This is a genomic window from Pseudoleptotrichia goodfellowii (assembly GCF_007990505.1).
GTDB classification, from domain to species: Bacteria; Fusobacteriota; Fusobacteriia; order Fusobacteriales; family Leptotrichiaceae; genus Pseudoleptotrichia; species Pseudoleptotrichia goodfellowii.
In genome coordinates, this window is sequence record NZ_AP019822.1 from 1,622,310 (window position 1) to 1,647,218 (window position 24,909).

Annotated in this window: 26 protein-coding genes and 1 other RNA gene; 2 read left to right on the forward strand and 25 right to left on the reverse strand. The window is 30.5% G+C overall.

The window, feature by feature from the left end; genetic code table 11:
- Positions 1-25 precede the first annotated feature (25 nt).
- From FVE72_RS07940 to leuS, 3 genes are all read right to left on the reverse strand, one after another.
- A complete protein-coding gene (locus tag FVE72_RS07940; protein WP_036056161.1) occupies positions 26-205 on the reverse strand; it encodes a hypothetical protein in 180 nt (59 codons plus the stop codon).
- Between the two features lie 91 nt (positions 206-296).
- On the reverse strand, positions 297-734 hold the full coding sequence (locus FVE72_RS07945) for a lysozyme inhibitor LprI family protein (protein WP_026737923.1): 438 nt from the start codon (positions 732-734) through the stop codon (positions 297-299).
- 25 nt (positions 735-759) lie between these two features.
- Positions 760-3,444 (reverse strand): leucine--tRNA ligase, encoded by a 2,685-nt coding sequence (gene leuS, locus FVE72_RS07950; RefSeq protein ID WP_081724199.1) that lies wholly within the window; start codon positions 3,442-3,444, stop codon positions 760-762.
- Positions 3,445-3,592: 148 nt separating this feature from the next.
- Between leuS and FVE72_RS07955 the strand changes: the two genes are divergently transcribed.
- The gene (locus FVE72_RS07955; RefSeq protein ID WP_036056163.1) at positions 3,593-4,867 is read left to right on the forward strand and encodes a DNA-methyltransferase; all 1,275 of its coding nucleotides are present in this window, start codon (positions 3,593-3,595) and stop codon (positions 4,865-4,867) included.
- 77 nt (positions 4,868-4,944) lie between these two features.
- Here FVE72_RS07955 and FVE72_RS07960 read toward each other — a convergent pair whose 3' ends face one another.
- From FVE72_RS07960 to FVE72_RS07995, 7 genes are all read right to left on the reverse strand, one after another.
- The gene (locus FVE72_RS07960) at positions 4,945-5,535 is read right to left on the reverse strand and encodes an MjaI family restriction endonuclease (protein ID WP_026737926.1); all 591 of its coding nucleotides are present in this window, start codon (positions 5,533-5,535) and stop codon (positions 4,945-4,947) included.
- Complete coding sequence (locus tag FVE72_RS07965; RefSeq protein WP_026737927.1) at positions 5,536-5,844, reverse strand: hypothetical protein; 309 nt, start codon at positions 5,842-5,844, stop codon at positions 5,536-5,538.
- A complete protein-coding gene (locus tag FVE72_RS07970; protein ID WP_026737928.1) occupies positions 5,844-6,062 on the reverse strand; it encodes a helix-turn-helix domain-containing protein in 219 nt (72 codons plus the stop codon). The genes FVE72_RS07965 and FVE72_RS07970 overlap by 1 nt, the downstream gene beginning before the upstream one ends.
- Positions 6,063-6,694: 632 nt before the next feature.
- On the reverse strand, positions 6,695-6,898 hold the full coding sequence (locus FVE72_RS07980) for a hypothetical protein (protein ID WP_051411771.1): 204 nt from the start codon (positions 6,896-6,898) through the stop codon (positions 6,695-6,697).
- A gap of 111 nt (positions 6,899-7,009) precedes the next feature.
- Positions 7,010-7,708, reverse strand: coding sequence for a 23S rRNA (guanosine(2251)-2'-O)-methyltransferase RlmB (gene rlmB, locus FVE72_RS07985; RefSeq protein WP_026737929.1), 699 nt, complete (start codon positions 7,706-7,708; stop codon positions 7,010-7,012).
- 105 nt (positions 7,709-7,813) lie between these two features.
- Positions 7,814-8,746 carry a GTP-binding protein gene (locus FVE72_RS07990; protein ID WP_026737930.1) on the reverse strand — a complete coding sequence of 311 codons (933 nt, stop codon included), beginning with the start codon at positions 8,744-8,746 and terminating at the stop codon, positions 7,814-7,816.
- A 184-nt stretch (positions 8,747-8,930) separates the two neighbouring features.
- Positions 8,931-10,019 carry an NAD(P)-dependent alcohol dehydrogenase gene (locus FVE72_RS07995; RefSeq protein ID WP_006806469.1) on the reverse strand — a complete coding sequence of 363 codons (1,089 nt, stop codon included), beginning with the start codon at positions 10,017-10,019 and terminating at the stop codon, positions 8,931-8,933.
- Positions 10,020-10,386: 367 nt separating this feature from the next.
- Here FVE72_RS07995 and FVE72_RS08000 point away from each other — a divergent pair, with 367 nt between their 5' ends.
- Positions 10,387-12,183 (forward strand): endonuclease/exonuclease/phosphatase family protein, encoded by a 1,797-nt coding sequence (locus FVE72_RS08000; protein ID WP_026737932.1) that lies wholly within the window; start codon positions 10,387-10,389, stop codon positions 12,181-12,183.
- 134 nt (positions 12,184-12,317) lie between these two features.
- Here FVE72_RS08000 and murA read toward each other — a convergent pair whose 3' ends face one another.
- The 15 genes from murA to FVE72_RS08075 form a co-directional block, all read right to left on the reverse strand.
- The gene (gene murA / locus FVE72_RS08005) at positions 12,318-13,586 is read right to left on the reverse strand and encodes a UDP-N-acetylglucosamine 1-carboxyvinyltransferase (RefSeq protein WP_026737933.1); all 1,269 of its coding nucleotides are present in this window, start codon (positions 13,584-13,586) and stop codon (positions 12,318-12,320) included.
- Entirely contained in the window at positions 13,579-14,169 is a 591-nt protein-coding gene (locus FVE72_RS08010; protein WP_006807151.1) for a YueI family protein, read from the reverse strand. The genes murA and FVE72_RS08010 overlap by 8 nt, the downstream gene beginning before the upstream one ends.
- A gap of 102 nt (positions 14,170-14,271) precedes the next feature.
- Positions 14,272-14,682, reverse strand: a complete 411-nt coding sequence (locus FVE72_RS08015) for a hypothetical protein (RefSeq protein WP_006807162.1) — start codon at positions 14,680-14,682, stop codon at positions 14,272-14,274.
- Between the two features lie 32 nt (positions 14,683-14,714).
- Positions 14,715-15,662 carry a site-specific tyrosine recombinase/integron integrase gene (xerA, locus tag FVE72_RS08020; RefSeq protein WP_051411772.1) on the reverse strand — a complete coding sequence of 316 codons (948 nt, stop codon included), beginning with the start codon at positions 15,660-15,662 and terminating at the stop codon, positions 14,715-14,717.
- Entirely contained in the window at positions 15,662-17,320 is a 1,659-nt protein-coding gene (recN, locus tag FVE72_RS08025) for a DNA repair protein RecN (protein ID WP_026737935.1), read from the reverse strand. The genes xerA and recN overlap by 1 nt, the downstream gene beginning before the upstream one ends.
- 40 nt (positions 17,321-17,360) lie before the next feature.
- The gene (locus FVE72_RS08030; protein ID WP_026737936.1) at positions 17,361-18,209 is read right to left on the reverse strand and encodes an NAD(+)/NADH kinase; all 849 of its coding nucleotides are present in this window, start codon (positions 18,207-18,209) and stop codon (positions 17,361-17,363) included.
- 139 nt (positions 18,210-18,348) lie between these two features.
- Positions 18,349-18,686: RNase P RNA component class A (gene rnpB, locus FVE72_RS08035), an RNA gene on the reverse strand.
- A 99-nt stretch (positions 18,687-18,785) separates the two neighbouring features.
- The gene (locus FVE72_RS11320; protein WP_006807153.1) at positions 18,786-18,908 is read right to left on the reverse strand and encodes a DUF3568 family protein; all 123 of its coding nucleotides are present in this window, start codon (positions 18,906-18,908) and stop codon (positions 18,786-18,788) included.
- Positions 18,909-19,011: 103 nt separating this feature from the next.
- Complete coding sequence (locus FVE72_RS08045; RefSeq protein WP_026737937.1) at positions 19,012-19,821, reverse strand: Nif3-like dinuclear metal center hexameric protein; 810 nt, start codon at positions 19,819-19,821, stop codon at positions 19,012-19,014.
- A 10-nt stretch (positions 19,822-19,831) separates the two neighbouring features.
- A complete protein-coding gene (locus FVE72_RS08050; RefSeq protein ID WP_026737938.1) occupies positions 19,832-20,776 on the reverse strand; it encodes a sigma-70 family RNA polymerase sigma factor in 945 nt (314 codons plus the stop codon).
- Positions 20,777-20,829: 53 nt separating this feature from the next.
- The gene (rpoD, locus tag FVE72_RS08055) at positions 20,830-22,011 is read right to left on the reverse strand and encodes an RNA polymerase sigma factor RpoD (RefSeq protein ID WP_006807160.1); all 1,182 of its coding nucleotides are present in this window, start codon (positions 22,009-22,011) and stop codon (positions 20,830-20,832) included.
- Positions 22,004-23,812, reverse strand: coding sequence for a DNA primase (gene dnaG / locus FVE72_RS08060; RefSeq protein ID WP_026737939.1), 1,809 nt, complete (start codon positions 23,810-23,812; stop codon positions 22,004-22,006). The genes rpoD and dnaG overlap by 8 nt, the downstream gene beginning before the upstream one ends.
- A 79-nt stretch (positions 23,813-23,891) precedes the next feature.
- Positions 23,892-24,071: a DNA-directed RNA polymerase subunit omega gene (rpoZ, locus tag FVE72_RS08065; RefSeq protein WP_026737940.1), complete on the reverse strand. Its 180-nt coding sequence runs from the start codon at positions 24,069-24,071 to the stop codon at positions 23,892-23,894.
- A gap of 13 nt (positions 24,072-24,084) precedes the next feature.
- Positions 24,085-24,633 carry a guanylate kinase gene (gene gmk, locus FVE72_RS08070; RefSeq protein ID WP_172966398.1) on the reverse strand — a complete coding sequence of 183 codons (549 nt, stop codon included), beginning with the start codon at positions 24,631-24,633 and terminating at the stop codon, positions 24,085-24,087.
- Between the two features lie 32 nt (positions 24,634-24,665).
- Entirely contained in the window at positions 24,666-24,908 is a 243-nt protein-coding gene (locus FVE72_RS08075; RefSeq protein ID WP_006807167.1) for an extracellular matrix/biofilm biosynthesis regulator RemA family protein, read from the reverse strand.
- Position 24,909 lies beyond the last annotated feature (1 nt).

Consider the following 24,909-nt stretch of genomic DNA (forward strand, 5'->3'; position numbering starts at 1 on the left):
TTTCAGGTTTTTCTGCTTTTGATTTTTATTGTAATGTTTCTTTTCCTATTACGCTGTCCCAATCTAAATCAATTTTTTCATAATTTCCATTGTATTTTTCAAACAACTTTTTTATACTGATTTTATTATCTTTTATTTTTTTTAATTCATCTTCAAGTTTTAGTCCTGATTTTTTATTTTGTTCATATATTTTAACTGTTTTCATAATAGTCCAATCTTTTAATAATCTTTGACATTCCCCAAAAAGAGTCTCAAAATATAATTTTTAGATTCTGAAACTCTTTCCATTCTTTTTTCTAAAATTCCGAAACTTCATCATAATATTCTGCAAGTTCCAAAGTTCTGTCTTTTGTCATTTCAGATCTTGTTCCTGCACGGACTACTCTTCCCATACTTCCTCTGCCGAATGGTCTTTGACTGAAGTCCGCTTCATTATCTCTGAACTCTATCCATGATTTCTGAGTTTTGATAAGGGAAGCCTTAAATCCTTTGTATTCCTCACCGTATTTTTTCTCTATTTCTTCAATTTTATTTATAAGTTTTTTATAAACAATATTCAGTTCTTTATCCCATGCTTCATATAGTTTTACTTGTTCATCAACAGCTTCGGCAGTACTTCCTGTATCTTTATTAATACCTTTTTCTATCATTTTCATTCTTTTTTCCAAATTTTCCTTATATCCTCCAAAAGATACCAAAGAAAACACTAAAAACAACAAAAACATTTTTTTCATGTCAATTCGCCTCTTTATTATATTTTTATTTCACTACAATATTTACAAGTTTATTCGGCACAACTATTACTTTCACAATTTCTTTTCCTTCAGTAAATTTTTTCGTTTTTTCCGAAGCAAAAGCCAGTTTCTCACTTTCCTCTTTAGAAAGCCCTATCGTTACAGGCACCATATCCCGTACTTTTCCATTTATCTGAATTACAAGATTTATTTTATTTTCTTTTGTCAGTTCTTCATTAAATTCAGGCCATTCTTCTTCAAAAGTGAAAGTTTTTTTTCCTGTTATTTCCCACAACTCATCAGCTATATGAGGAGCAAAAGGTGAAATTAACAGTATGACTTTATCAAGAACTTCTTTCCATATTTTTTTAGATTCGGAAGATATATTATTTTTATCGATCACTTCCTGTTTATATGCAGTCATATCGTTCAGCAATTCCATAACAGCTGCTATCGCTGTATTAAAATGGAAATCATCTTCTATACTTTCGGTAACTTTTTTAATTGTCTGATGTAATTTTTTCTGTATTTCTTCGTCTTTTTCGTTTCTTTTACTCAAATCAATACCGTAATTATTTTCTTTTTCTGCACTTTTATCGGCAAACTCAAAACTGTCCGATATCAATAAATACAATCTGTTTATAAATCTGTATGCTCCCGCAAGTCCGTTCATATTCCATTCCAGTTCTTTTTCAGGCGGTGCCGCAAACAGTGTAAACACTCTCGCAGGGTCGGCCCCATAATCTTTAACTATTTCTTCAGGATCTACCCCGTTATTTTTGGATTTACTCATTTTTTCGACTTTTGTTGCAAGTTCTTCTCCTGTTTCTTTGGAGAATGCTTTTCCGTCTTTCACTTCCACATCTTTAGGGAAATAATATTTTCTTTCATTTTGAGAATAATAAGAAGGTCCCAACACCATTCCCTGAGTGAGCAGTCTTTTGAACGGCTCATTTGTACTTACATAGCCCATATCTCTCAATGCTTTATGGAAAAATCTCGCATAAAGCAGGTGCATTACGGCATGCTCTATTCCCCCTATATATTGATTTACAGGAGTCCAGCTGTCAGCATTTTCCTTTGTAAAAGGTTTTTCGGCATTGTGTGAATCCAAATATCTCAAATAATACCACGAAGAATCCACAAAAGTATCCATTGTATCGGTTTCTCTTCTTCCTTTTTTCCCGTTAGGCAAAATTACATTTTTAAATTCTTCGGAAGTTTCAAGAGGATTTCCTTTTCCGCTAAACTCAATGTCTGTCGGTAATTTTACAGGAAGATTTTCTTTTTCTTCTAAATAAATATTTCCGTCTTCATCATAAATTACAGGAATAGGTGTTCCCCAGTATCTCTGTCTGCTTATTAACCAATCGTGCAGTCTATAATTTACAGTCTTTTTACCTTTTCCCTCTTTTTCAAGTTTTTCCGTAATTTTTACTTTCGCTTCTTTATTTTTTACTCCGTCAAATTCTCCTGAATTAACCATTATTCCCTCAAATGTAAATGCCTTTTCCATGCCTTCAACACTTAATTTTTCAACATTTCCGTCTTTATCTACAGGATTTATAACGATTCTTATCGGAAGATCATACTTTTTCGCGAAAAGAAAATCTCTCTCGTCATGAGCAGGAACTGCCATAACTGCTCCTGTTCCGTAATCCATTAAAACGTAGTTTCCTATCCACAAAGGTATTTTTTCATTGTTAACAGGATTTATAACATAAAGCCCTGTAAACATTCCCTCTTTTTCTTTGTCTTCGGCTGTACGGTTTATTTTATCCTCGTTTATCATTTTATCAATCTGTTCTTTTAAAGACGGATTTTTTTTCAGTATAATTTCCTCTACAACAGGATGTTCAGGTGCTACAACAGCATAAGTTACTCCATATAAGGTATCTGCTCTCGTTGTAAATACAGGCAACAGTATTTCTCCGTTTTCCCCTATATTAAGGTTGCTTTCTTTATCCTGTTTTTCCACATCGAATTTATAATCAAGAACAAAATCCACTTCACTTCCTGTAGACTTTCCTATCCAGTTTTTCTGCATTGCAAGAACCTGTTCAGGCCAATGTCCTCTTAATTCCTCATGCCCTGTCAGTAACTCTTCCGCATAATCGGTAATTTTTAAATACCATTGGGATAATTCTTTCTGAATTACGTCTGTTTTCGAGTGTCTCCAACATTTTCCGTTTTCCACCTGTTCATTTGCCAATACTGTATTACAATCAGGACACCAGTTTACATAAGATTTTTTCTTATACACAAGTCCTTTTTTATACATTTCTATAAAAAATAACTGATTCCATTTATAATATTCAGGGGTATACGTACTTATTTCTCTATCCCAGTCATAAGAAAGTCCCATTAATTTCATTTGTCTTCTCATATTGTCAATATTGGCTTTTGTCCATTTTCCCGGATGAGCTCCATTATCAATAGCCGCATTTTCAGCAGGAAGTCCGAAACTGTCCCAGCCGAAAGGATGCAAAATATTAAATCCTCTCATTTTCTTATATCTCGCAACTGCATCTCCTATGGCATAATTTCTCAAATGCCCCACATGCAGTTTCCCTGACGGATATGCAAACATTTCCAGTACGTAATAATTTTCTTTTCCGTCAACTTTATTTTCACTTTTAAACAAATTTTTTTCTTGCCATTTTTCCTGCCACTTTTTTTCAATTTCCTCAGGTTTATACTCCTTTATCATTGTTTTCCTCCGTTATTTTCATTTATAATAACATTATACTAAAAAAGACTGGATTTTTCCAGACTTTTTTAAAGACTATAAAATAATTATTGACATATTATATATTGCAAAGTAAAATAATATTATATAAATTAGAAAGGGAATAATTATGACACAACATAAAATAATATTTGGTGATAGTAGAACTCTAAATCAAGTTTCTGATAAGTCTGTCCAATTAATCATTACTTCACCTCCTTATTGGCAACTGAAAGATTACGGAACTTTGGAGCAAATAGGATTTAATGATAGTTACGAAGAATATATAAATAATCTTAATTTAGTTTGGAAAGAATGTTACAGAGTTTTATCTGATGGTTGTAGAATGTGTATAAATATAGGAGATCAATTCGCACGTTCGGTTTATTACGGAAGATATAAAGTAATTCCCATTCGAACTGAAATTATACGATTTTGTGAAACATTAGGAATGGATTATATGGGTGCTATAATTTGGCAAAAAACTACAACTATGAATACAACTGGCGGTGGAGCAATTATGGGAAGTTTCCCTTATCCAAGAAATGGTATTTTAAAAATGGATTATGAATTTATCTTAATATTCAAAAAATTAGGGAATGCTCCTAAACCTATGCCTAAGCAAAAGGAAAATTCATTATTAACGAAAGAAGAATGGAAAGAATATTTTTCTTCACATTGGTATTTTAAAGGCGTTAAACAAAAAGAACATATAGCAATGTTTCCTGAAGAACTTCCAAAAAGATTAATCAAAATGTTTTCATTTGAAGGCGAAACTGTTTTAGATCCTTTTCTTGGGAGTGGAACTACTTCTTTAGCTGCAAAAAACCTAAATAGAAATTCAATAGGCTACGAAATTAATACTGAATTTGCTTCAATTATAAAAGAAAAATTAGAAAATAACAAAATGAAAATTTATGATCAAGATGAAATTATCTTTTTTGAAGATGAAATAAATAACGATGTTTCATTTAAAGAACTTCCATATCTATTTTTTGACCCACATAATTTAGATAAAAAAATAGATATCAAAAAGATTCAATTTGGCTCAAAAATTGATAATCAACTTAAAATAAAGAAACAATATTTTAATGTAAAAAAAATAATATCACCTGAAAAATTAATGCTAAATAATGGTCAAATTATCAAATTAATAGGAATAAAAGAAAATAAGGCTTTTATTGAAGATGCAGTAAATTTTTTAAAAAATAAATTTAATAAAAGAAAAATATATTTACAATATGATGAAATTAAATATGATACAAAAAATAATCTTCTTTGTTATGTTTATCTTGATAATAAAACATTTATAAATAATCATTTAATTAGAAGTGGATTTGTAAATATAGATTTAAGCTATGATTATATACATAAAACCAAATTCCTAAAATCTTTAAAAGTATAATATTGACAAGGGGTTATCTTATAATCCGAATTTCTTCTATTTTTTTGTATTTTGAGATAACCCTTTGTTTTATTTTCTCAATCTTCAACTTCAATATATAAACCATCCTTTTTCTTTTCGTAATAGATTATTTTTACATTTATAGTTTCAGATAATTGTTCCATATTTTTATAAGAAGTTGGTTTTATAGAATATGGAGTATTTCCCACATAACCATCTATATTTTTTGATTCTTCATGTGAGTCAGCTAATCTATATTTAACATTGTTTTTTTCTGCAATAGTTGCAAGTATAGCTTTTTGAATATACATACCATTATAAGTTTTATTTATAACTAAATCTTTAACCCATTTTTTTATCATATTTCTATCTATGAGAGTTATCACTTCTTTTAATTTATTAATCTGAGCAAAAATTTTATCCGTTGCTTCTTCTATTGCATTTGGATAGTGACTGCAATACCAATTTTCCCAACTTTCAATTGAGATATTGTCATTATCTTCCCTATATTCAGGAAAAAGTTCAGACAATTGCCCAACTACTTTAGGACGAGTACCTTGAGCATTTTGATTTGCACAATTAATTAGTTGAGTTACATATTTAGGAAACTCTGTTTTTATATTTTCATTAATTTTTTGAATTTTTTCATTTTTTATAGTAAATTTCATTCAAGCTCCTTTAAAATTTTGCTTTGCAATATTTAGGTTTTTCTTCATTCCATTAATTCTTTTTTGAATATTATCCTCATATTCTTTTAATTCTTCGTCGCTACTTGTAATAAAATAACCTTTACTACAAGAACATACAGATAATTCAAACCTTTCAGCTGTCTCATGTATTTTATCCCTACATAAGGATTGAGTATCTTCCATAGGAAAACCTAATGATTTGCTGATTTTTTTTGCTGAAATTACATTACTTTTCCCACTATGTTGTAATAAAATATCTCTTATTTTTTCTAAGTCTGATGTTTCCATTATTTTTTTTCCTCCTTTAAAAAAAGTTGATAAGTCTCTACTCCTAAAGCATTAGAAATAAGTTGAATGTTCTTTAGAGATATACTTCGTCGACAACATTCAATATCACTGATATAAGTACGATGTAATCCTGTTTTTTCTGCTAATTTTTCTTGAGAAAATCCTGATTTTATCCTATATTTTTTTACATTAGAAGCAAATGTTTCCAAAATTTCCATAATAATTAACCTCCAAAAGTATTCATATTATAATTTTATTTATACAATTAGTCTACATACAATAAGTTTCAATTTTGCTTTCATATTAAAAATAACAGTAAAAGAAAATTTAATTCCTCTACTGTTATTATTTTTTAAGCCTATTTAGTCTTAGAATATTATATTTTGAATATATCTTTTATATCTTCTATATGAATTTTATAATTGATTTTCGATATTTTTTTATAAATTCCAATCAATAGAAAGTCTATAATTTTTATCAGATTTCAGTCTTTTATAATTCTGAATAATATACAGCTTAAATTATAGCGAAATCTACAAAGCAAATTACATAGCAATTACTATTTTAAATGTATCAAATTGCACGCAGTTAAAAATCGGGTTATTTAAAATCTTCTATAAGCTATGTATTCTAGCGTATTTCTGTTTCTCATCCAATTTCTAATCACATCATTGGGTTCATCACTTTTATATTTCGTAATATCCGTAAGACTTATATGATCATTTCTGAAATCTTCGGTATAAACTTGAATTAAAATTCCTTTTACTCCAATATTTTCTTTTTTAACTTTTGATAATTTAATCTCCCTCCCCCTTTTTATTTCAGTTAATTTAAATTCTCAACTTCAAATTTATTTACTTTTTTCCATTCTTAAAAACGGATAAATTCCTCCGTTACTTTTCTGATTAAATATTTCAACATCTCTAAAGCCACATGAATGATACACTTTTATAGCTCCATTTAAAATCAATTTATCAAATTCAAAATTTTTATAAACAAAATTTACTAATTGCGTTACAAATCCTTTACCTAATCCTCTATTTTTACCGCACAAATCCGGTTTTAATCCTAACCCGATTTCTATTATTTCCCCATTTCTTGTTAAACAAAAATATCCAGATAATTCATTATCTAAAATAGCCTAAAAACATTCATTTTTACCCATCTATTTACTCATTTCAGCCAGTATTATTCCTCCTGCAACAGATACATTCAGCGAGTTTATTTGCCCTTTTAAATGTATTTTTAGTGTTTTATCACAATGTTCTCTTACTTTTTTTCTCATTCCGTTTCCTTCACTTCCCAAAACAAGACACACTTTCTTAGGATAACTTTCCTCATAATAAAGATTTTCTCCGTCTGCTTCCGCTCCATAGACTTTATATCCGTACTTTTTAAATTTGTCTATTGTATCGGAAATATTTGTAACTTTTATAATATCTACATGTTCTATTGCTCCTGTAGATGATTTTACTACGGTTTCTGTTACTTTTACATTGTTTCTGTCCTGTATTACAATTCCGTCTACTCCGAAACACTCGGCACTTCTTATTATCGCTCCGAAATTTCTCGGATCCTGTATTTGATCCAAAATTACTACTATGGACTTATCTTTTGCCAATACTTTTTCAAAAAATTCAGTTAATTCCAAATAATAGTCAAATTCAGAAACCAATGCAACTACACCTTGAGAATTTTCCGTTCTTCTGTCTGTATAAAATATTTTTATATTTCTTTTACTCGCAAGATTCAGTATTTCTTTTATCGTATCTTTTTTAATTCCTTTATACACTTCTATTTTTTCAATATTTTTATCCGATTTCAAAACTTCCATTACCGGATTTATTCCTATTATTTTTTCCATCATATTTCTCCCTGCTTTTTCTTTATTATAATTCATTTCCTACTTTTTTTCTACTATATTTTTAAATACTTAAAAAGGGCATATATTTCACCACCCTTACTTTGTTTATATAATTATTTCCCCCATTTTCTCCAATTCTTTTATCAGCAACTCTTTATCAATCTCCGGACCTATGAAAACAACACTGTTTTCAGCTTCTTCCTGAGAAAAATACATACTGTAGTTTTTATCGACCAAATCAAAATGTATATTATAATCAGGAGTTTTAAAAACACCTTTTCCCCTGTTTATTTCACCGTAATAATTAAATATTATTTTATCAAGAAAAAACAATGCCGCTCTCATATCTCTTATATGTGCATCTCTAAAAGTAACATTTTTCATTTTACTTTTTACAATTTTTATCTCATCAGAATCAGGTTTTATAAGCTCTCCGCTGAACAATCCGTTCCAATAATCAGTATCAGCTTTATGATAATCCCCTATGTAAATATTTGCAGTATTATTTATCGTTTTTATATCATCAGCTATTAATTTCAGTTCATCATCGGACAAATTTTCTATTTTTGACAGCTGAATATGGGTAGATACACTTATCTGATCCAAAAATACTTCAGCATATTTACTTTTATATTTAAAATATGTCTGAGCATCAATTACAGTAATCGGAGCAAGTAATTCTATTCTTTCGTATCCGATTTTTTTCACATTATTCAGTATATTGCTCAACAATGCTATTCCTGAAGGCTCGACAATAAGAAAGTCAGGATTTAAAGTATTATCAATTACTAAAAGCGATGACATAAAATCGGCTTTTGTACTGCAACAGGCACATCCACTGGATAATTCCCAAACATTTATCTCTTCATTTTCAGTTTTGTCCTGATTTACCGACTTTTTCAATATTTCTCCGTCTATGTTCACATCTCCGAACTCATTTTCAAAAATGACATATTCTCTGTTTGTAGCTTTTATCATCTGTTTTATAAATGTCGTTTTTCCGGCTCCCAGAAAACCTGAAATTACAAGTACTTTCATATTTTTCTCCGTTAATATAAGTGGTATTTTTTTAATAAAATAATATTTTAAAAAACTCCCGTTACTGCAGTTTTGGCTTCTACGACTACTACGATAAAACGGGAGTTCGGGATTAATATTATTTCCCGCCATAATAATTATAAAATTATAATCTGTCGAAATACAATCCCTTATTTAAAAACTATTATTCATTTACTCTTTGTGATGTCATATAAACAACAGGTTTGATTACTCCGTCCGCTTTAGTTCTCATTAATTCCAATGCTTTTTCTACATTTTCAAATCCGTCGAATCTGTGAGTAATCATTAATCCCGGATCCAATTTACCGAATTCGATTAATCTTGCAAGTTTTTCAAGTCTTAATCTTCCGCCCGGCATTAATCCTCCGTGAATAAATTTATGTCCCATTCCTGCTCCCCATTCCACTCTCGGAACCTGAATGTATTCTCCGCTTCCCAAATAGTTCACATTTCCTAATCTTCCCCCCGGTTTTAGGATTTTCATTGCTGTTTCAAATAATCTTTGATCTCCTCCGGCAATAATAACTTTATCTACACCTTTTCCATCTGTCAATTCCATAATCTGATCTTCTGTAGGTGCTTTTTTAAAGTCTATAATATCAGTTGCTCCGTAGGCTTTTGCAATAGGAATTACCTGTTCTCTTGAATCTACCGCAAATATTCTTCCTGCACCTTTCAATGCCGCTCCTGCAACTCCCATAAGTCCGACAGGACCTAATCCGAATACTGCAACAACATCTCCGAACTGAACATCAGCCAATTCCGCAGCATGAAATCCTGTAGGCACCATATCACTAAGCATGCAGGCTACACCGTAATCCATTCCTTTAGGTATCAATGCCAAGTTTCCGTCAGCATCATTTACATGAAAATATTCTCCGAACATTCCGTCTTTAACATTTGAGAATTTCCATCCTGCCAACATTCCTCCCGAATGCATTGAATATCCTGCCTGAGCTTCAACAGAATTCCAGTCGGGAGTTATAGCCGTAACCAAAACTCTGTCTCCAGGTTTAAAGTCTTTAACCAACTCTCCCACTTCAACTACTTCTCCGCAACCTTCATGTCCCAATACCATATCAAAACGTTCTCCGACTCCGCCTTCATATACTGTGTGAATATCGGATGTACAAGGAGCCAATGCCAAAGGTTTTATAATTGCATCCAACGGACCGCACGCAGGTCTGTCTTTTTCAATCCACCCTACTTCTCCTATTTTTTTCATTACGAACGCTTTCATCTTCTCTGCCATAGTCAATCCTCCTAATAAATTATTTGAATGTATGAACATTTTTGTTTTCTTATTTGAAGTATACCTCATTTTTTTAATAAAGCAAGTCAAAATGTTTAATTTTTATAAATTACTTTAATCACTTTATTATTAATAATAGTTATTTTATTAACTTAGTTATTTTTATATTTTTTTGTTTATTATTTTAATTTTCTCGGTTTTATGTTCTGATTTTTGTTATTTATAATCCTAATAATAAGGTTTACAGAACAATTTAAAGTGTTAATTTTTATGTTTATAAATCAAAATTTAATTATTAATTATTATAAAAAATTATATTTTCGGGATATAATATATAAGATAAAAAATCAAGGAGATGATGAATCAAATGAAAAGAAAAATTATATTCTTAACTTTGTTTACTATTTTAGCCGGAGTTTCTCTTGGAGAAACGATTTCCGAAATACAGGGAGATAATATGTATTCGACTATGGAAAATAAGAGAGTTACAAAAGTGGAAGGTGTAGTAACTGCCGTGAAAAAAAGTAAAGACAACAACGGATTTTTTATACAGTCCCGAAAACCTGATAAAGATGACAGAACTTCTGAAGGAATTTATATTGAAAACAAAACCGATGTTGAAGTAAAAAGAGGTGATTTAGTGAGACTGGAAGGAGAGGTAAAAGAAATATATTTCGGTAAAATCGACAAATCCCAACCTGCTACGACTTCCATACAAGCTGATAAAATCAAAGTTTTAAAAGAAAATGTCAAAGTTACTCCTGTTATTCTTACAGGAAAAGAAATTCCCAAAACTGTAAGAAACGGCAATAATCCTGTACTTGACATAAAAAATAATGCTATGGATTATTATGAATCACTGGAAGGAACTTTAGTAAAAATTAAAGATCCTGTAATAACAGGATTTAAAGAAAAATACGGAGATATAACAGTTGTTCCGAGTAACGGAATGTATGCTGAAACAAGAAGTATTAACGGAGGAGTTGTATATAATAATTATGAAAAAGAACAGACTCAAAGAATAACAATAAATACAACCTCATGGAACTTAGTTGAAAACGGAAAATTTAAAAATAATCTGACTCCTAATCCCGGAGATAAATTTAACGGAGATATAGAAGGTGTTATTTATTTTGAAAACAGTGAATACAGACTGTATCCTGTATCGGCTTTTCCGGGAATAACAGATGGAAAAACTGCAAGAGAAACAAATAAATACAAATATGACAAAGAAATGCTGAATGTTGTTTCTTATAATATCGAAAATTTTTCTCATGTTGACGGTCCCGAAAGAGTAAAAGAACTGGCAAATCAGGTTGCAACAGTGCTTCAAACTCCTGATATACTAGGTTTAATAGAAGTCGGAGATGACGACGGTCAGAAAAAAAGCGAAGTCGTAACTGCCAAAAATAATGTAGAAGCTATTGTAAATGCAATAAAAGAAAAAACGGGCATAGATTACGGATATATGACTGTAAATCCTACTGACGGAAAAGACGGAGGATGGCCTGAAATGCACATCCGTAATGTAATATTATACAGAAAAGACAGAGTAAAACCTGTTAAATTCAATCAGGGAAATTCTCAAAAAGATACGGAAGTTGTAAAAAAAGGAAATAAAGTCCAACTCACATACAATCCTGGAAGAATAGGAAACAATGATGAAATATGGACTGATGTCAGAAAACCTGTAATTGCACAATTTGAGTTTAAAGGACAAAATCTGTTTGTATTGGCAAACCATTTAAAATCAAAAAGATTTGACGAGAAAATTTACGGAACTTCCCATCCTGTAATTAGAAAATCCGAAGAAGTGAGAAATCCTCAGGGAAAACAGATTAACAATTTTGTAAAAAGTATCTTGAATAACGATCCGAAAGCTACTGTAATAGTTCTCGGAGATATGAATGATTTTGAATTTTCTCAAACAATAAAAAACATAAACGGCGATGAATTGATAGACACTATATCCGAATTGCCCGTGAATGAAAGATATTCTTACGTTTATCAGGGAGCTTCCCAAACACTTGACAATATTATGATTAACAAAAAATACAAAGGTCAGGTCAATGTAGATGTTATAAGAATAAACTCGGAATTTACGATAGATCAGGGTTCATTCAGCGATCACGATCCTGTATTTATACAATTTAAAATTCAATAAATATTATAAAAGAGGGCTTACTGAAACAATGTTTTAGTTGCCCTCATTTTTTTATCCGAATTTTTAAAAATTGACTAAATAAATAGCCGATTTTCATAAGCTTTATCTATTCGATAAAATTTCTAATTTCTTTCCTATATATCCAACTTAACTCTCTCAATTTTTGCACCTACTGCATTAAGTTTTTCTTCAAGTTTGTCATATCCTCTGTCTATATGATATACTCTGTTTACAGTAGTTTCTCCGTCTGCTGCAAGTCCCGCAAGTACAAGTGCCGCTCCCGCTCTCAAATCAGAAGACATAACTTCCGCTCCTGTTAAAGGTAAGCCTCCGTTGATTACAGCTACTCCGTGTCTTATACTTATATCGGCTCCCATTCTATTAAACTCAGGCACATGCATAAATCTGTTTTCAAACACAGTTTCTTCCATTGAGCTTACTCCGTTTACCAATGTCTGCAACAACATCATTTGAGGCTGCATATCCGTAGGAAATCCCGGATGAGGCATTGTTCTTATTTTTGAAGGTTTCAATTCTTTTAAATTACCCGTTACAGTCAAAACATTTCCGTTATACTCGAATTTTACACCCATAGCTTCCAATTCGGATCTGAATACTCCCAAATCTTCAAGATTTATATTTTCAATTTTCAAATCTCCTTCGGTAATAAGTGAAGCTATAACATATGTTCCCGCTTCAATTCTATCAGGCATTATGGAATATTCCACTCCGTGAAGATCATCTACTCCTTCTATTTCAATATTCGGTGTTCCAAGCCCGTTTATTTTCGCTCCCATCTTGATTAAAAAGTTCCCTAAATCAATAATCTCAGGCTCTCTTGCAGCATTTGAAATCACAGTTTTTCCCGGAATTTTAACTGCTGCCATCATTAAGTTTTGTGTTGCTCCTACGCTCGGAAAAGTCAAAGGTATTTCCGCACCTTTTAATTTATCGGATTTTGCATGAATATATCCGTGAACTCTTGTTATTTCAGCTCCTAAAGCTTCAAATCCTTTCAAATGAAGATCTACAGGTCTTGAACCTATCGCACATCCTCCCGGAAGTGAAACTACAGACTCTTCAAGATTTGCAATCATAGGTCCCATCACTAAAAAAGAAGCTCTCATCTGTTTTACTATTTCATAACTTGCTTCATTTCTCTTAAATCCGTTATTTATTATTTTATAAGTTGTTTCATCAACTTTTTCAGTTTTCATTCCCAAATCTTCCAAAAGTTTCATTAATATTCTGATATCTCTAAGATTAGGAACATTTTTTAAAGTATATTCTCCTCTTGCTACCAATGTAGCTATTATTATCGGAAGAGCTGCATTTTTAGCTCCACTGACTTTTATCGTTCCGTTTAAAGGTGTTTTTCCTTTGATTTTAAATCCGTCAACCACGTTTCTTTCCTCCTAATTTTTCGCAAATCGGACATCTCGTTCCGAGAAGAGAGTCCATAAATCCTATTTCTTTATAACTGTGTTCATATTCAGGTAACTCGTTTTTTATTATTTCTCTGTGAAATTCGCATATTTTACTGCCTATGGATTTATAATAAATCGGCGGCAAATTTTTTTCTTTAAATTTTTCCTCTTTAGTCTTTACAACCGGATTTTCAAGCGGCTCACTCAAAGCATCGTCAGAAGCTACTACAAGACCTATTTCTCCTGTATATAACAGACTGTCTATCATTTTATAAGGTATATTTTTACTTTTAGCAAGATTTATATATTTTTTTATATCATTAAAATCCATTTCCCTTGAAATAATCATTTTTTTAGCTTCTTTACTTTCCAAAGCTTTTTCTATTTCAGGATAAATTCCTTTTTCCTTCACCTGTTCTCTTGTCAAAGCAGCCAATACTCTTTCTTTAAACTCTCCCAAAAATATATTTTTTTCGAGTTTTATTTCTCTTACTCTGTCTTTGAAATTCTCAATATTTTTCATCAACTCTGCTTTTGACTCATTACCATTACTTTTCATTTTTTTCTCCATTCACACTAGGCATTTTACCATAAAATCCGAATTTTTTAAATAAAAATTTTTATTATCCGAATTTTTTATTTTTGATAAAATTTTTTAATATTACAACAATACAAACATAGAAATAAATATTATTTTAAGTATCGTGTAAAACCCTGAAAATCCGAGTATTTTAGGCAATTCATTTCTTCCTTCGTCTTTCATTATAAGGTAGATTAAAATTGCCATTGCCACAAAATATATTAATATGGAAAAAAGACTGAATGACTCTCTCAGCAGATAAATCAAATCAAGCAACATAAAAATATATATTTTAAAAGTTGTTCTTTTACTTACAAAATAGAGATTTATGAGGTTAAAATTTAAGTATAAATAAAGTAGAATCAATATTAACATTCCCGAATAGACACCTATTATATGCATCTTCATGAGAAGAAATATACTTCCCCACAGAACGATCAATATCGTCAGCATTATATTTTTTTTATTTTCTTCTTTTTTTTGTGCAGCCATTTTTCCTCCTGACCGTTTATATCAATGATTTTTTATTCATCTCCGATTTTAATTTTATTGTAAATCCTTTTCAAATCGGACTTTTCTACATGTGTATATATTTCTGTAGTGCTTATATTTGCATGTCCTAATATTTCCTGAACAATTCTTATATCGGCTCCGTTACTCAAAAGAACTGTCGCAACCGAATGTCTGAATATATGGGGATATACATTTTTCTCTATTCCTGCATCTTTTGCAGTTTTTTTTAATCTTTTCCAGAAATTTTCCCTTCTCGTATCGGAAAAAAGTTTAAAAGAATTTTCACTTCCTTTAAGTTTAGGTCTGTAATTGGATATATAGTCTTTTATTTCATTTTCCAGACTCTCATAAATAGGTACTATCCTATATTTAGAACCTTTTCCCAAAACTTTTATAAACTCATATCCCTGATTTTCTACATCTTTTATGTTCAAATTGAGTATTTCCGAAACCCTTGCCCCTGTCGCAATCAGAAATTTTATAATAAGTCTGTCCCTCATTCCTTCAGGAGTATGTCCAATATTATCTATAATAGTTTTCACTTCTTTCAGATTCAGAACTTCAGGAAGTCTTTTCTCTCTTTTCAGACTTTTTATCATTCCTGTCGGATCTTCTTTCACCATTTTATTTAAATAACAGAATTTGTAAAAAGTCCTTATCGAAGCTATTTTTCTAAGTACCGAATTCCTTTTCAGTTCTCTGCTTATTTCTTCAATATACTCATAAATATCTTCTTCCTTTATGTCTGTTGCCGATTTTTGAATATAATCAAAAAATATTTTCAGATCTCTTTCGTATCCTGCAACAGTATTTTTCGAGCTTCCTTTTTCAAAAGAAAGATAATCAGAAAACTCTTTTATAAACAGATTATTTTCTCTTTCAATTTTACTTTCTTTCTCATTTTCTTTCTTATTTTTTTTTTCAATTTCTTCAACGATTATTTTATTGTTATTTTCCATTACAACCCCATAATTTCTTTAGCGTGAACAATAGATGCTTCGGTTATATTATCTCCGGATATTATTCTCGCTATTTCTCTTATACGTTCTTCGGTATTCAGTTCTCTGACTTTCGTTTCAGTCAGATTATTTTCGATTTCTTTTTTTATGAAAAATTGCTGCTCTGCTTTGGCTGCAATTTGCGGCGAATGAGTAACACAGATTACCTGAACATTTGCCGACAGTTCTTTCAGTTTTTCTGCTACTTTTCTCACTGTTTCCCCTGAAATTCCCGTATCAATCTCGTCAAATATCAATACCGATATATTGTCGACTTTTGAAAATACTGTTTTTAATGCAAGCATTATACGGGAAACTTCTCCTCCTGAAGCTATTTTGGATAATGGCTTGAAACTTTCTCCCGGATTGGTTGTCATCATAAATTCCGCATCATCTTTTCCTTTAGGACTTATAGCGGATTTCTCACTAAATTCCACTTTAAACTGTGCATTTCCCATATTAAGATCTTTTAACTGAGTATCTATAGTGCTTTCCATTTTTTTCGCAATATTTTTTCTCAATTTACTTAACTTTTCACAATCTTTATAATATTCTTCGATTTTTTCTCTTTTTTGTTTTTTAAGTTCTTCCAATTCATTATTTTCAAAACTTATAAAAGCAAGTTTTTTCTGAATCTCATCTCTATAAGAAAGAATTTCTTCAATCGTAGAACCGTATTTTAATTTCAATTTATTTATCTCGTCTATTCTGTGAACAACGGCTTCCAATCTCATATCATCCGTCTTTGTTTCCTGGGAAAAAGCCTCGATAGAATAAGATATATCTTCCACATCATATACTATACTCTCTATTTTTTCTTTTAATTCCGAATATGTTTCTGATATACCCGATAATTGTTCAAGATTTTTTCTCACTCTGCCTAAAGAGTTTAAAACTGAATATTCCCCGTCTTTCAGGCTTTGAAGAGAATTCCCCAGTTTTTCACCTATTTTTCCTGAATTAAACAATATTTTATATTCTTCTTCCAGTTCATTATCTTCATTTTCTTTTAAGTCAAGATTATTTATTTCATTGACTTGAAATTCAAATATATCCTTTTTTTCGATTATTTTTGATTTTTCTGCTTCCATTTCGGATATTTTTTCATTTAAACTTTTTAACCCCATTACGTTTTTTCTTATTTTTTTATATAATTCTATTCCGTCTTTATCCAAAAATTTATCAAGCAGATTCAAATGGTAACTTTTATTCAATAAATACTGATGTTCATGCTGTCCTACCAAATCCAGCACATTTCCCATAAGTTCCTTTAATTTGGTAACAGTTATTCTCATTCCGTTCACTGTTACTTTGGACTTTGAGTTTCTGTCAAAATATCTTGAAATTATAAGTTCATTATCTTCTATTTCAAATCCTAATTTATTAAGCCTTTTAATCTGATTTTCATTCAAATCAAAAACACCTTCTGCAAAAAGGCTTTCTTCTCCTGTTCTTATCATCTCGGCTTGATTTCTTTCTCCTATAAGAAGAGAGATTCCGTCCAGTATTATTGACTTCCCGGCTCCTGTTTCTCCTGTCAGAGTAATCATATTACTGTTAAATTCCAAATCCATATTTTTTATTATTGCCAAATTATTTAATCTTAACTCTCTCAGCATTTCAAATCCTCTCACCTTATTTTTTAAATTCCCCTTATTTTTAAAATGTATCTCCCCATTTAAGTTTTTCTCTTAATATATTATAATAATCGCTATTTTCACTTCTTATTATTTTTACTTTTTTTTCGGATAATGTTGCTTTTATTTCATCTGTATCTGTAACTCTGAAACATTCACTCCCGTCAATATTCAAATGAGCATCATTATCTCTCGTGTATACTTTGAAACTCAGTTTATCATTTCCGTTTACTATAATCGGTCTTGCTGTAAGACTTTGAGGCAATAACGGTGTTATTGACAAAGCATTCAGTTTAGGATGAACTATAGACCCTCCTGCCGAAAGCGAATAAGCTGTAGATCCTGTAGGTGTCGCAACAATTACTCCGTCTGCCCTATATTTATTCACAATAATATCATTGGCATAAACTTCCACATTTATAAGATGAGAAACAAGCCCTCCTTTTATAATCAGAAGCTCATTCAGTGCATAAAAAATTTCACCGTTATATTCTACTTCCAGAAATGCTCTTTCATCTATTATACACTTGTTTTCCTGATAATTTTCAAGCATTTCTACAGCATTTTCAGGCTTTATTTCCGCCATATAGCCTACTGTACCCATATTTACCGCTAATACAGGTATATCTTTTTTCACAGTTTCTTTTGCAGCTACGAGAATAGTTCCGTCTCCTCCGAAAGATACTATCAAATCCGCATTTTTTACATTCACTACTTCTATTATATTATTTCTTTTTATATATTCATAAAAACCTGTCAGTAATTCTTCTTTTACATATCTGTTTTTCACTATTTTTATTTTTCTTACGATATTTACTGTTTTTTTGTCTTTTTGAATGCTGTTCTCAGAATCTTTCAAAATCGCCTTCATCTTTGCCTCTTAACTATAATTTATTTATGCTCATTGTATCATTTTTAATAAATTTTTTCTACTAAATATTTATTTTTCTTTTTCTAAATACAAAAAACTGTTCTTCAATAAATATTACTATTTATTTAAAACAGTTATTTTAAAAGGTCCCGGTATAAGCCGGATTCTGTATTTGCCAATCATTTATCTAAGTTGATAATCATCTGTCAACTTTAGCGAATTACCATTAAGCGAAGACGGGCAGCCTTTAATCGCTTTCTACTTATTCTTGCTTCGGGAGGGGTTTACCCGGCTGAACTAATCTCTTAGCCCACCGGTAGTCTCTTACACTACCTTTTCACCCTTACCTTTACAGGCGGTTTATTTTCTGTGGCACTTTCCTTAGGATTTCTCCCAACAGTCGTTAGCTGTCTCCCTTGCCCTGTGAAGTCCGGACTTTCCTCTTGAATTAATCCAAGCGACTGGCTCCGAAACCTTTTTTATAAGAAAATCTTTACATCTCTTTCATTCACAACATTCACATCATTTGTATCCTGCATAATTTGTCAACTATGAAGATAAATAATTCGGAATTTATTATTTGTTTTTGACATAATAACCTGTAGCCGCACCTGCCGCTGCTCCTGCTGCTACTGCTAAACATGAATTTAAACTTAAAATCATTCCGAATACTAATATTAAAAATCTTTTTTTTGTCATATCTCTACCTCGAATCTTTATTTTTTTAATTAAAAAAATTATACCTTCGAGATTTTTTATTAATATTAGTTATGCCTTTATTTTATCTTATTCTGTCTATCTACTACCCTAATTTAAAAACAGGGCTATCAAAATATTTTATAATTTCACCGTCAAAAAATCGGGATAACTGTATTTCCATTAAATCTGCAAATAAATATTCACTTTCATAATGTCCTACATCTATAAGAATTCCGCCTTCTTCTCTCGTATCGAGAGCTTCATGATACCTTAAGTCTCCTGTAAGAAAAACATCTATATGTTCTTTTACATTTTGTATAAAAGAACTTCCTCCTCCTGTTACCAGTCCTATTTTTCGGATTTTTCTATTCTCTCCTACATATCTTACATATTCAATTCCTAACCCTTTTTTTATCCTGCTGATCAAATCTTCCAATTCCATTTCTTCATCAAGTATTTTTATTCTTGCAGTTCCCCCTTTAACTTTTTCATTTTCATTTTTTATATAATTATAATCATAAAAATCGGCTTCAGCAAGTATTTCGGTTTTGCCGTTTAAATTCAGTTTATCCATAATAAAATCGTTTAATCCGTTTATTGCAAAGTCTGCATTTGTATGTATGGAATATACTGCGATTTTATTTTCAATCAGCTTTAATATTTTTCTCCCCAAAACAGTTTCACTCGTTATTCTTTTCAAATCTGAAAATATAAAAGGATGATGAGAAATTATTAAATTGACATTTTCTTTTACGGCTTTTTCCACAGTTTCTTTTGTTATATCAAGACAGACAAGTATTTTTTTTATTTCGTAATTTTCATCTCCTAATAGCAATCCTACATTATCCCAATTTTCAGCAATTTTAGGATTATATATCGAGTAAAGTTCTCCTGCTATATCTCTCAGTTTCATTTATTTCTCCTTAATTAATCATATACTCCATTTTTTCACTGTTTTTCGTAAACTCATTTTTCAATAAATCAATAGACAGTTTATTTATAGCTTTTTCTTTTAAAATATTTACATTATGTAAAGAAATATTTAAAGTTTTTGCTATTTCTTTTTCTGTATAAACTTTATCATCCAGTCCGTAAGCCATAACAAGAATTTTTTCATCCAGATAGCTTAACTTTTTAGGAATATTTTCCAAAATATAAAGTTGTGTTATTTTATCGGCTTTTTCGAGAATCTGCTCATTCTGAATCAATTCTTCAGGCTCCACTCCGTCAAAAAGCTTTTCCAAATCCTCTATATATTCAGGTGTTACATTCATCTGTTTGCTTATTTCGTCTATACTGTGTCCCATTTCTTTGTCAACTTTTACTTTCAAGTATAAAACATAAGAAAGCTCGGATGCTTTTATATCTTTTAAAAGATTTTTCTGAAATTCCAGAATGTATTTTACAGCAAAACTTTTAATAAAAAATTCCGGATCTTTGGATATTTCTTTTATTCTGTCATAGTAATTAATTCCCGACAATACTCCCAAAGTTGCTTCCTGTACTGTATCCAAAAATGAAAAACCGAATTTCGAGTAAAGAAGACTTTCTCTTACTGCCACTTTTAGATATTCGTCTATTAATTCTCTGCTTTCATTTTTCATTTTTTTATCAAACTCTTCATATTTTTCTTTTATATCTTCCAAATAAGCTTTTATTATATCTTTTTCTTCTACATAGTAATTTTCATCTTCCAAAACGATAAAATCATTGTTTTCTGTAGATGTTCTTATTTCTGAAATCTTCTCCGAATAAATAAACTTTAAAAGTTCAAAAAAGTCATCATCGGACATATTATTATCTTCTATTATTTTTTCAAAACTGTAATTTTCTTTTTTCTTTATATCTTCTATTATTCTTTTTAACATCTTTTCCCCTCATTTTTTTATTTATTATTAATTACAGGAGCTTGTGTAATCACTTAGCTCCTGTAATCTTCCAATTTTTTTCTTCTACTAGGGTGTCTTAATTTTCTCAATGCTTTTACTTCTATCTGTCTGATACGTTCTCTCGTAACATTGAATATTTTTCCTACTTCTTCCAGTGTCTTTTGAGAGCCGTCATCCAAACCGTATCTGTATCTGAGAACCATTTCTTCTCTTTCGTTCAGAGTTTTCAATATTTCATCCAACTGTTCTTTTAACAATACTCTTGTAGTCGCATCATAAGGATTTAAAAATTTATCGTCTTCGACAAAATCTCCCAATTCACTGTCCTCTTCACTTCCTACAGGAGTTTCAAGGGATATAGGATCCTGATTCATTTCAAGTATATTTTTTACTTTATCCACAGGAATTTCAAGCTTTTTGGAAAGTTCTTCCGCAGTAGGTTCTTTACCTGTTTCCTGTAAAATAATTCTACTCTCTTTTTTTATTTTATTTATAGTTTCTATCATATGAACAGGTATTCTTATGGTTCTTCCCTGATCGGCTATGGCACGGGTAATTGCCTGTCTGATCCACCATGTTGCGTATGTGGAAAATTTGAATCCTTTTTCATACTCAAATTTTTCTACAGCTTTCATAAGCCCCATATTTCCTTCCTGTATCAAATCGAGCATTTTAAGTCCCCTGTTTGTATGCTTTTTGGCTATACTTACAACAAGTCTTAAGTTAGATTCTATAAGTTTCTGTTTTGCTTCTTCATCGCCTTTTAAAACTCTCTGAGCATAGTCAATCTCCTCTTCATAACTAAGCAGAGGAATTTGACCTATTTCTCTCAGATACATTTTTATAGGCTCATCCACATCCATGCTTTCAGCCATTTTAAGTAAATCTGTCTGAAGCAGTTTGTCGACTTCCGAATCATCTATTTCATTTTCAACAAATTCATCTTCCGAATCATCGAAATCAACAACTTCAACTTTTTCCAAATCCTCAGACAAAATCTTGTTCACTTTAAGCAATTCCTGTTTATCTTTTAAAGTATCTACAATATTTACCCCGTCATCCTGAAGTTTTTTTATTAACTGATCTATTTTTTGTGTAGAAAATCCGACCGATAAAATCGAATTTATCTCCTCATAGCTGACTATCTTTTCTTCTTTTGCCTGTTTCATTAAATTTGCGAGACGTTTTTTTAAATCTTCTTTTTTCTCAGACATAATCTGATCTCCTTATCAATTTAAATTCTTCGTATTCTTTTTCAATTTCATTAATATCATATCGGCTTTTTAAATCGGTCTTTATTCTCTGTAATTTTGTTTTATATAATACATCTTTTTTATCCGTCAAGTCAAGTGCATTATTTAATTCTCTGTCAAACCAGCCTTTAAAATGATCTTTATATTCTTTTTCCGCATTAACGGGCTGCGTATTGGCATTTAATATCATTGTCGTTATCATTTCTGTTTCTTCTTCTTCAAATATTGAGTTATTCAAATTTTTCATATCAAATTCTATTTTTTTAAGTTTTTCCAATATTTCTCCATATATGATATTAGTAAAATTTTTACTTTCGAGTTTCTCACAATATTTTCTATATTCAGAATTTCCGTTTTCTCTGTATCTTAATATAAATTCCAATGTTTCTTTTTCAAGAAGATCGTTTAATTCTTCTTTTGTTTTTTTTGTTGCTACAGTTTCATGTCTTTTTTTCCTTATCGGATTTCTATCGGAAAAATCTTTCTTTTTCATAACAAATTCTTCCGATAAAATGTCTTTATCTATCCCCAATTCTACAGACAGTTTATTAATATAGAGATTTCTTTCTGTTTTGTTAATTACATTTGAAAAGAATCCTTTAAATTTTTGTATAAACTCTTTTTTTCCCGATATTTCATTTAAGTTCAGATCTTCCGAATAATAATCGTATAAAAAATCAAAATAATTTTTTGAAGTTTTCAGAATTTCAAGAAAATCTTTTCTGCCATGTTTTCTTAAATATTCATCAGGATCTTTTTCTTTTCCTTCAATAGAAAGACATCTTACATTAAAATCCTGCTTTTTTAAAATATTCCCGGCTTTTATTATTGCATTTTTCCCTGCCTCATCATTATCGTATGCTATTATTACGTTATTCGTATATTTTTTCAGCAGTTGTGCCTGTTCTTCGGTGAAAGCTGTTCCCAAACTTGCTACCGAATTAATAAAACCGTTTTTCTGAGCCGTCAATACATCCAGATAACCTTCCATCAATATTGCAAGCCCTTTTTTCTTTATATTTTCTCCCCTATTGGATAATCCGTAAAGTTCTTTTCCTTTTTTAAAGATTTTTGAATCAGGAGAATTTAGATATTTCGGTATGTCGGAATTATTTTCTACAGTTCTTCCTCCGAAACCGATCAACTTCATTGTATCGTTATAAATCGGAAACATTATTCTGTTTCTGAAATAATCAAATACATTTCCTTCATCATTTTTCCTTATAAGTCCCAATTCCAAAAGGTCGCTTTCGTTATAACCTTTTTCTTTTAGATGTTTAAGCAATGAATCCCATGAATTAAAAGAAAAACCTATATCAAATTTTTGTATTTCTTCTCGGGAATAACCCCTATTTTCCATATATTTCAAAGCTTCTTCCGAGTTTATTATATTGTTTTTAAAGAAAGTTTGTGCTTCTCTCATTATTTCATAATATTTTGTATTGGGATTATCAATATTTTTATTTATATTCAGTTTTTTTATCGATACATTATATTTTCTCGATAATTCCTCAACAGCTTCATAGAAACTTATATTATTTATTTTCATATAGAAAGAAATTGCATTTCCGCCTATACCTGTACTGAAATCTTTAAAAATATTTTTTACGGGACTCACCACAAAGGAAGGTGTTTTCTCATCTTTAAAAGGAGAAAAACCCTTGTAATTTACACCCGCTTTTTTCAATGTTACATATTCTCCGATAACCTGAACAATATCAAGATTATCAATAAGTTTTTGTATTTCGGTATCTTTATACATTTAAGATCTCCAAATATTAACTTCCATTATAAGTATATTTTATATTTTTAAATAGTCAATGACCTTAATTCAAAATTATTTATTTTTTTACTTCGATTTCATCGTCCATAATATCTCTGAAAACATTGTCCATTATTCTAAATTTATCATGTCCTTTTATAAATTCTTCTTTGGCAACTTTTCCGGCAACTATTGCCAGTTCATATTTATTAGGTATTTTTGTCAATAAATCATCAATAGTTATTTTATCTTTTTTCATTTTATCCTCCTTTTTACTCATTAATTATTTCAATAAGCTTTTGACAGGAATCTTCTATATCTTCGTTTATGACAGTATAATCATACTTATTTTCAAATTCCAATTCTTTTAATGCATTTTCAAGTCTTTTCTTTATGACTTCTTCGGAATCGGTTTTTCTTCCTCTCAATCTTTCTTCCAGTATTTTAGTATCCTTAGTTTTGAAAAACACAAGAACTGCATCTTTTTTCTTATCTTTGGCTATTAATGCTCCCTGTACATCTATTTCCAAAATGACATTAAGACCTTTTTCAAGGTTTTCTTCTACAGTCTTTTTGAGTGTTCCGTAATAATTGCCGTGAACATTGGCATATTCGTAAAATTCGTCATTTGAAATTTTTCTTTTAAACTCGTCTTCTGAAAGAAAATAATAATCTATTCCTTCGACTTCTCCCTCTCTCGGTTTTCTTGTAGTTGCCGAAATTGAAAGAGGGATATTCAACCTGTCTTTTACTATTTTAGTCACTGTAGATTTCCCCGATCCGCTTGGACCCGATACTATAATAAGCTTACCTTTCATAATTCGACCGCCTTTCAGCAAATACTTTTTATTTCCTAATCATTATTCTGCTCTATTCTTTGAATCAATGTTTCCACATTGACTGCAGACAGAATGACAAAACCGTTATCCATTATTATTATTGCTCTCGTTTTTCTTCCGGCAGTAGCATCTATTAACGAATCCCGATTTTTGGCATCCTCTCTCAGTCTTCTTGCCGGAGCAGTGTCCGGCACTATTATACTTATCACATGTTCATCAATAACAAAATTATTAAATCCTATATTTAAGGTTTTCATA

Excerpts from the sequence above, each read along its gene's own strand:
- FVE72_RS07940 (WP_036056161.1), bottom strand. The coding sequence starts at position 205 with ATGAAAACAGTTAAAATATATGAACAAAATAAAAAATCAGGACTAAAA.
- FVE72_RS07945 (WP_026737923.1), bottom strand. The coding sequence starts at position 734 with ATGAAAAAAATGTTTTTGTTGTTTTTAGTGTTTTCTTTGGTATCTTTT.
- leuS (WP_081724199.1), bottom strand. The coding sequence starts at position 3,444 with ATGATAAAGGAGTATAAACCTGAGGAAATTGAAAAAAAGTGGCAGGAA.
- FVE72_RS07955 (WP_036056163.1), top strand. The coding sequence starts at position 3,593 with ATGACACAACATAAAATAATATTTGGTGATAGTAGAACTCTAAATCAA.
- FVE72_RS07960 (WP_026737926.1), bottom strand. The coding sequence starts at position 5,535 with ATGAAATTTACTATAAAAAATGAAAAAATTCAAAAAATTAATGAAAAT.
- FVE72_RS07965 (WP_026737927.1), bottom strand. The coding sequence starts at position 5,844 with ATGGAAACATCAGACTTAGAAAAAATAAGAGATATTTTATTACAACAT.
- FVE72_RS07970 (WP_026737928.1), bottom strand. The coding sequence starts at position 6,062 with ATGGAAATTTTGGAAACATTTGCTTCTAATGTAAAAAAATATAGGATA.
- rlmB (WP_026737929.1), bottom strand. The coding sequence starts at position 7,708 with ATGGAAAAAATAATAGGAATAAATCCGGTAATGGAAGTTTTGAAATCG.
- FVE72_RS07990 (WP_026737930.1), bottom strand. The coding sequence starts at position 8,746 with ATGAAAGTACTTGTAATTTCAGGTTTTCTGGGAGCCGGAAAAACGACA.
- FVE72_RS07995 (WP_006806469.1), bottom strand. The coding sequence starts at position 10,019 with ATGGCAGAGAAGATGAAAGCGTTCGTAATGAAAAAAATAGGAGAAGTA.
- FVE72_RS08000 (WP_026737932.1), top strand. The coding sequence starts at position 10,387 with ATGAAAAGAAAAATTATATTCTTAACTTTGTTTACTATTTTAGCCGGA.
- FVE72_RS08010 (WP_006807151.1), bottom strand. The coding sequence starts at position 14,169 with ATGAAAAGTAATGGTAATGAGTCAAAAGCAGAGTTGATGAAAAATATT.
- FVE72_RS08015 (WP_006807162.1), bottom strand. The coding sequence starts at position 14,682 with ATGGCTGCACAAAAAAAAGAAGAAAATAAAAAAAATATAATGCTGACG.
- xerA (WP_051411772.1), bottom strand. The coding sequence starts at position 15,662 with ATGGAAAATAACAATAAAATAATCGTTGAAGAAATTGAAAAAAAAAAT.
- recN (WP_026737935.1), bottom strand. The coding sequence starts at position 17,320 with ATGCTGAGAGAGTTAAGATTAAATAATTTGGCAATAATAAAAAATATG.
- FVE72_RS08030 (WP_026737936.1), bottom strand. The coding sequence starts at position 18,209 with ATGAAGGCGATTTTGAAAGATTCTGAGAACAGCATTCAAAAAGACAAA.
- FVE72_RS11320 (WP_006807153.1), bottom strand. The coding sequence starts at position 18,908 with ATGACAAAAAAAAGATTTTTAATATTAGTATTCGGAATGATTTTAAGT.
- FVE72_RS08045 (WP_026737937.1), bottom strand. The coding sequence starts at position 19,821 with ATGAAACTGAGAGATATAGCAGGAGAACTTTACTCGATATATAATCCT.
- FVE72_RS08050 (WP_026737938.1), bottom strand. The coding sequence starts at position 20,776 with ATGTTAAAAAGAATAATAGAAGATATAAAGAAAAAAGAAAATTACAGT.
- rpoD (WP_006807160.1), bottom strand. The coding sequence starts at position 22,011 with ATGTCTGAGAAAAAAGAAGATTTAAAAAAACGTCTCGCAAATTTAATG.
- dnaG (WP_026737939.1), bottom strand. The coding sequence starts at position 23,812 with ATGTATAAAGATACCGAAATACAAAAACTTATTGATAATCTTGATATT.
- rpoZ (WP_026737940.1), bottom strand. The coding sequence starts at position 24,071 with ATGAAAAAAGATAAAATAACTATTGATGATTTATTGACAAAAATACCT.
- FVE72_RS08075 (WP_006807167.1), bottom strand. The coding sequence starts at position 24,908 with ATGAAAACCTTAAATATAGGATTTAATAATTTTGTTATTGATGAACAT.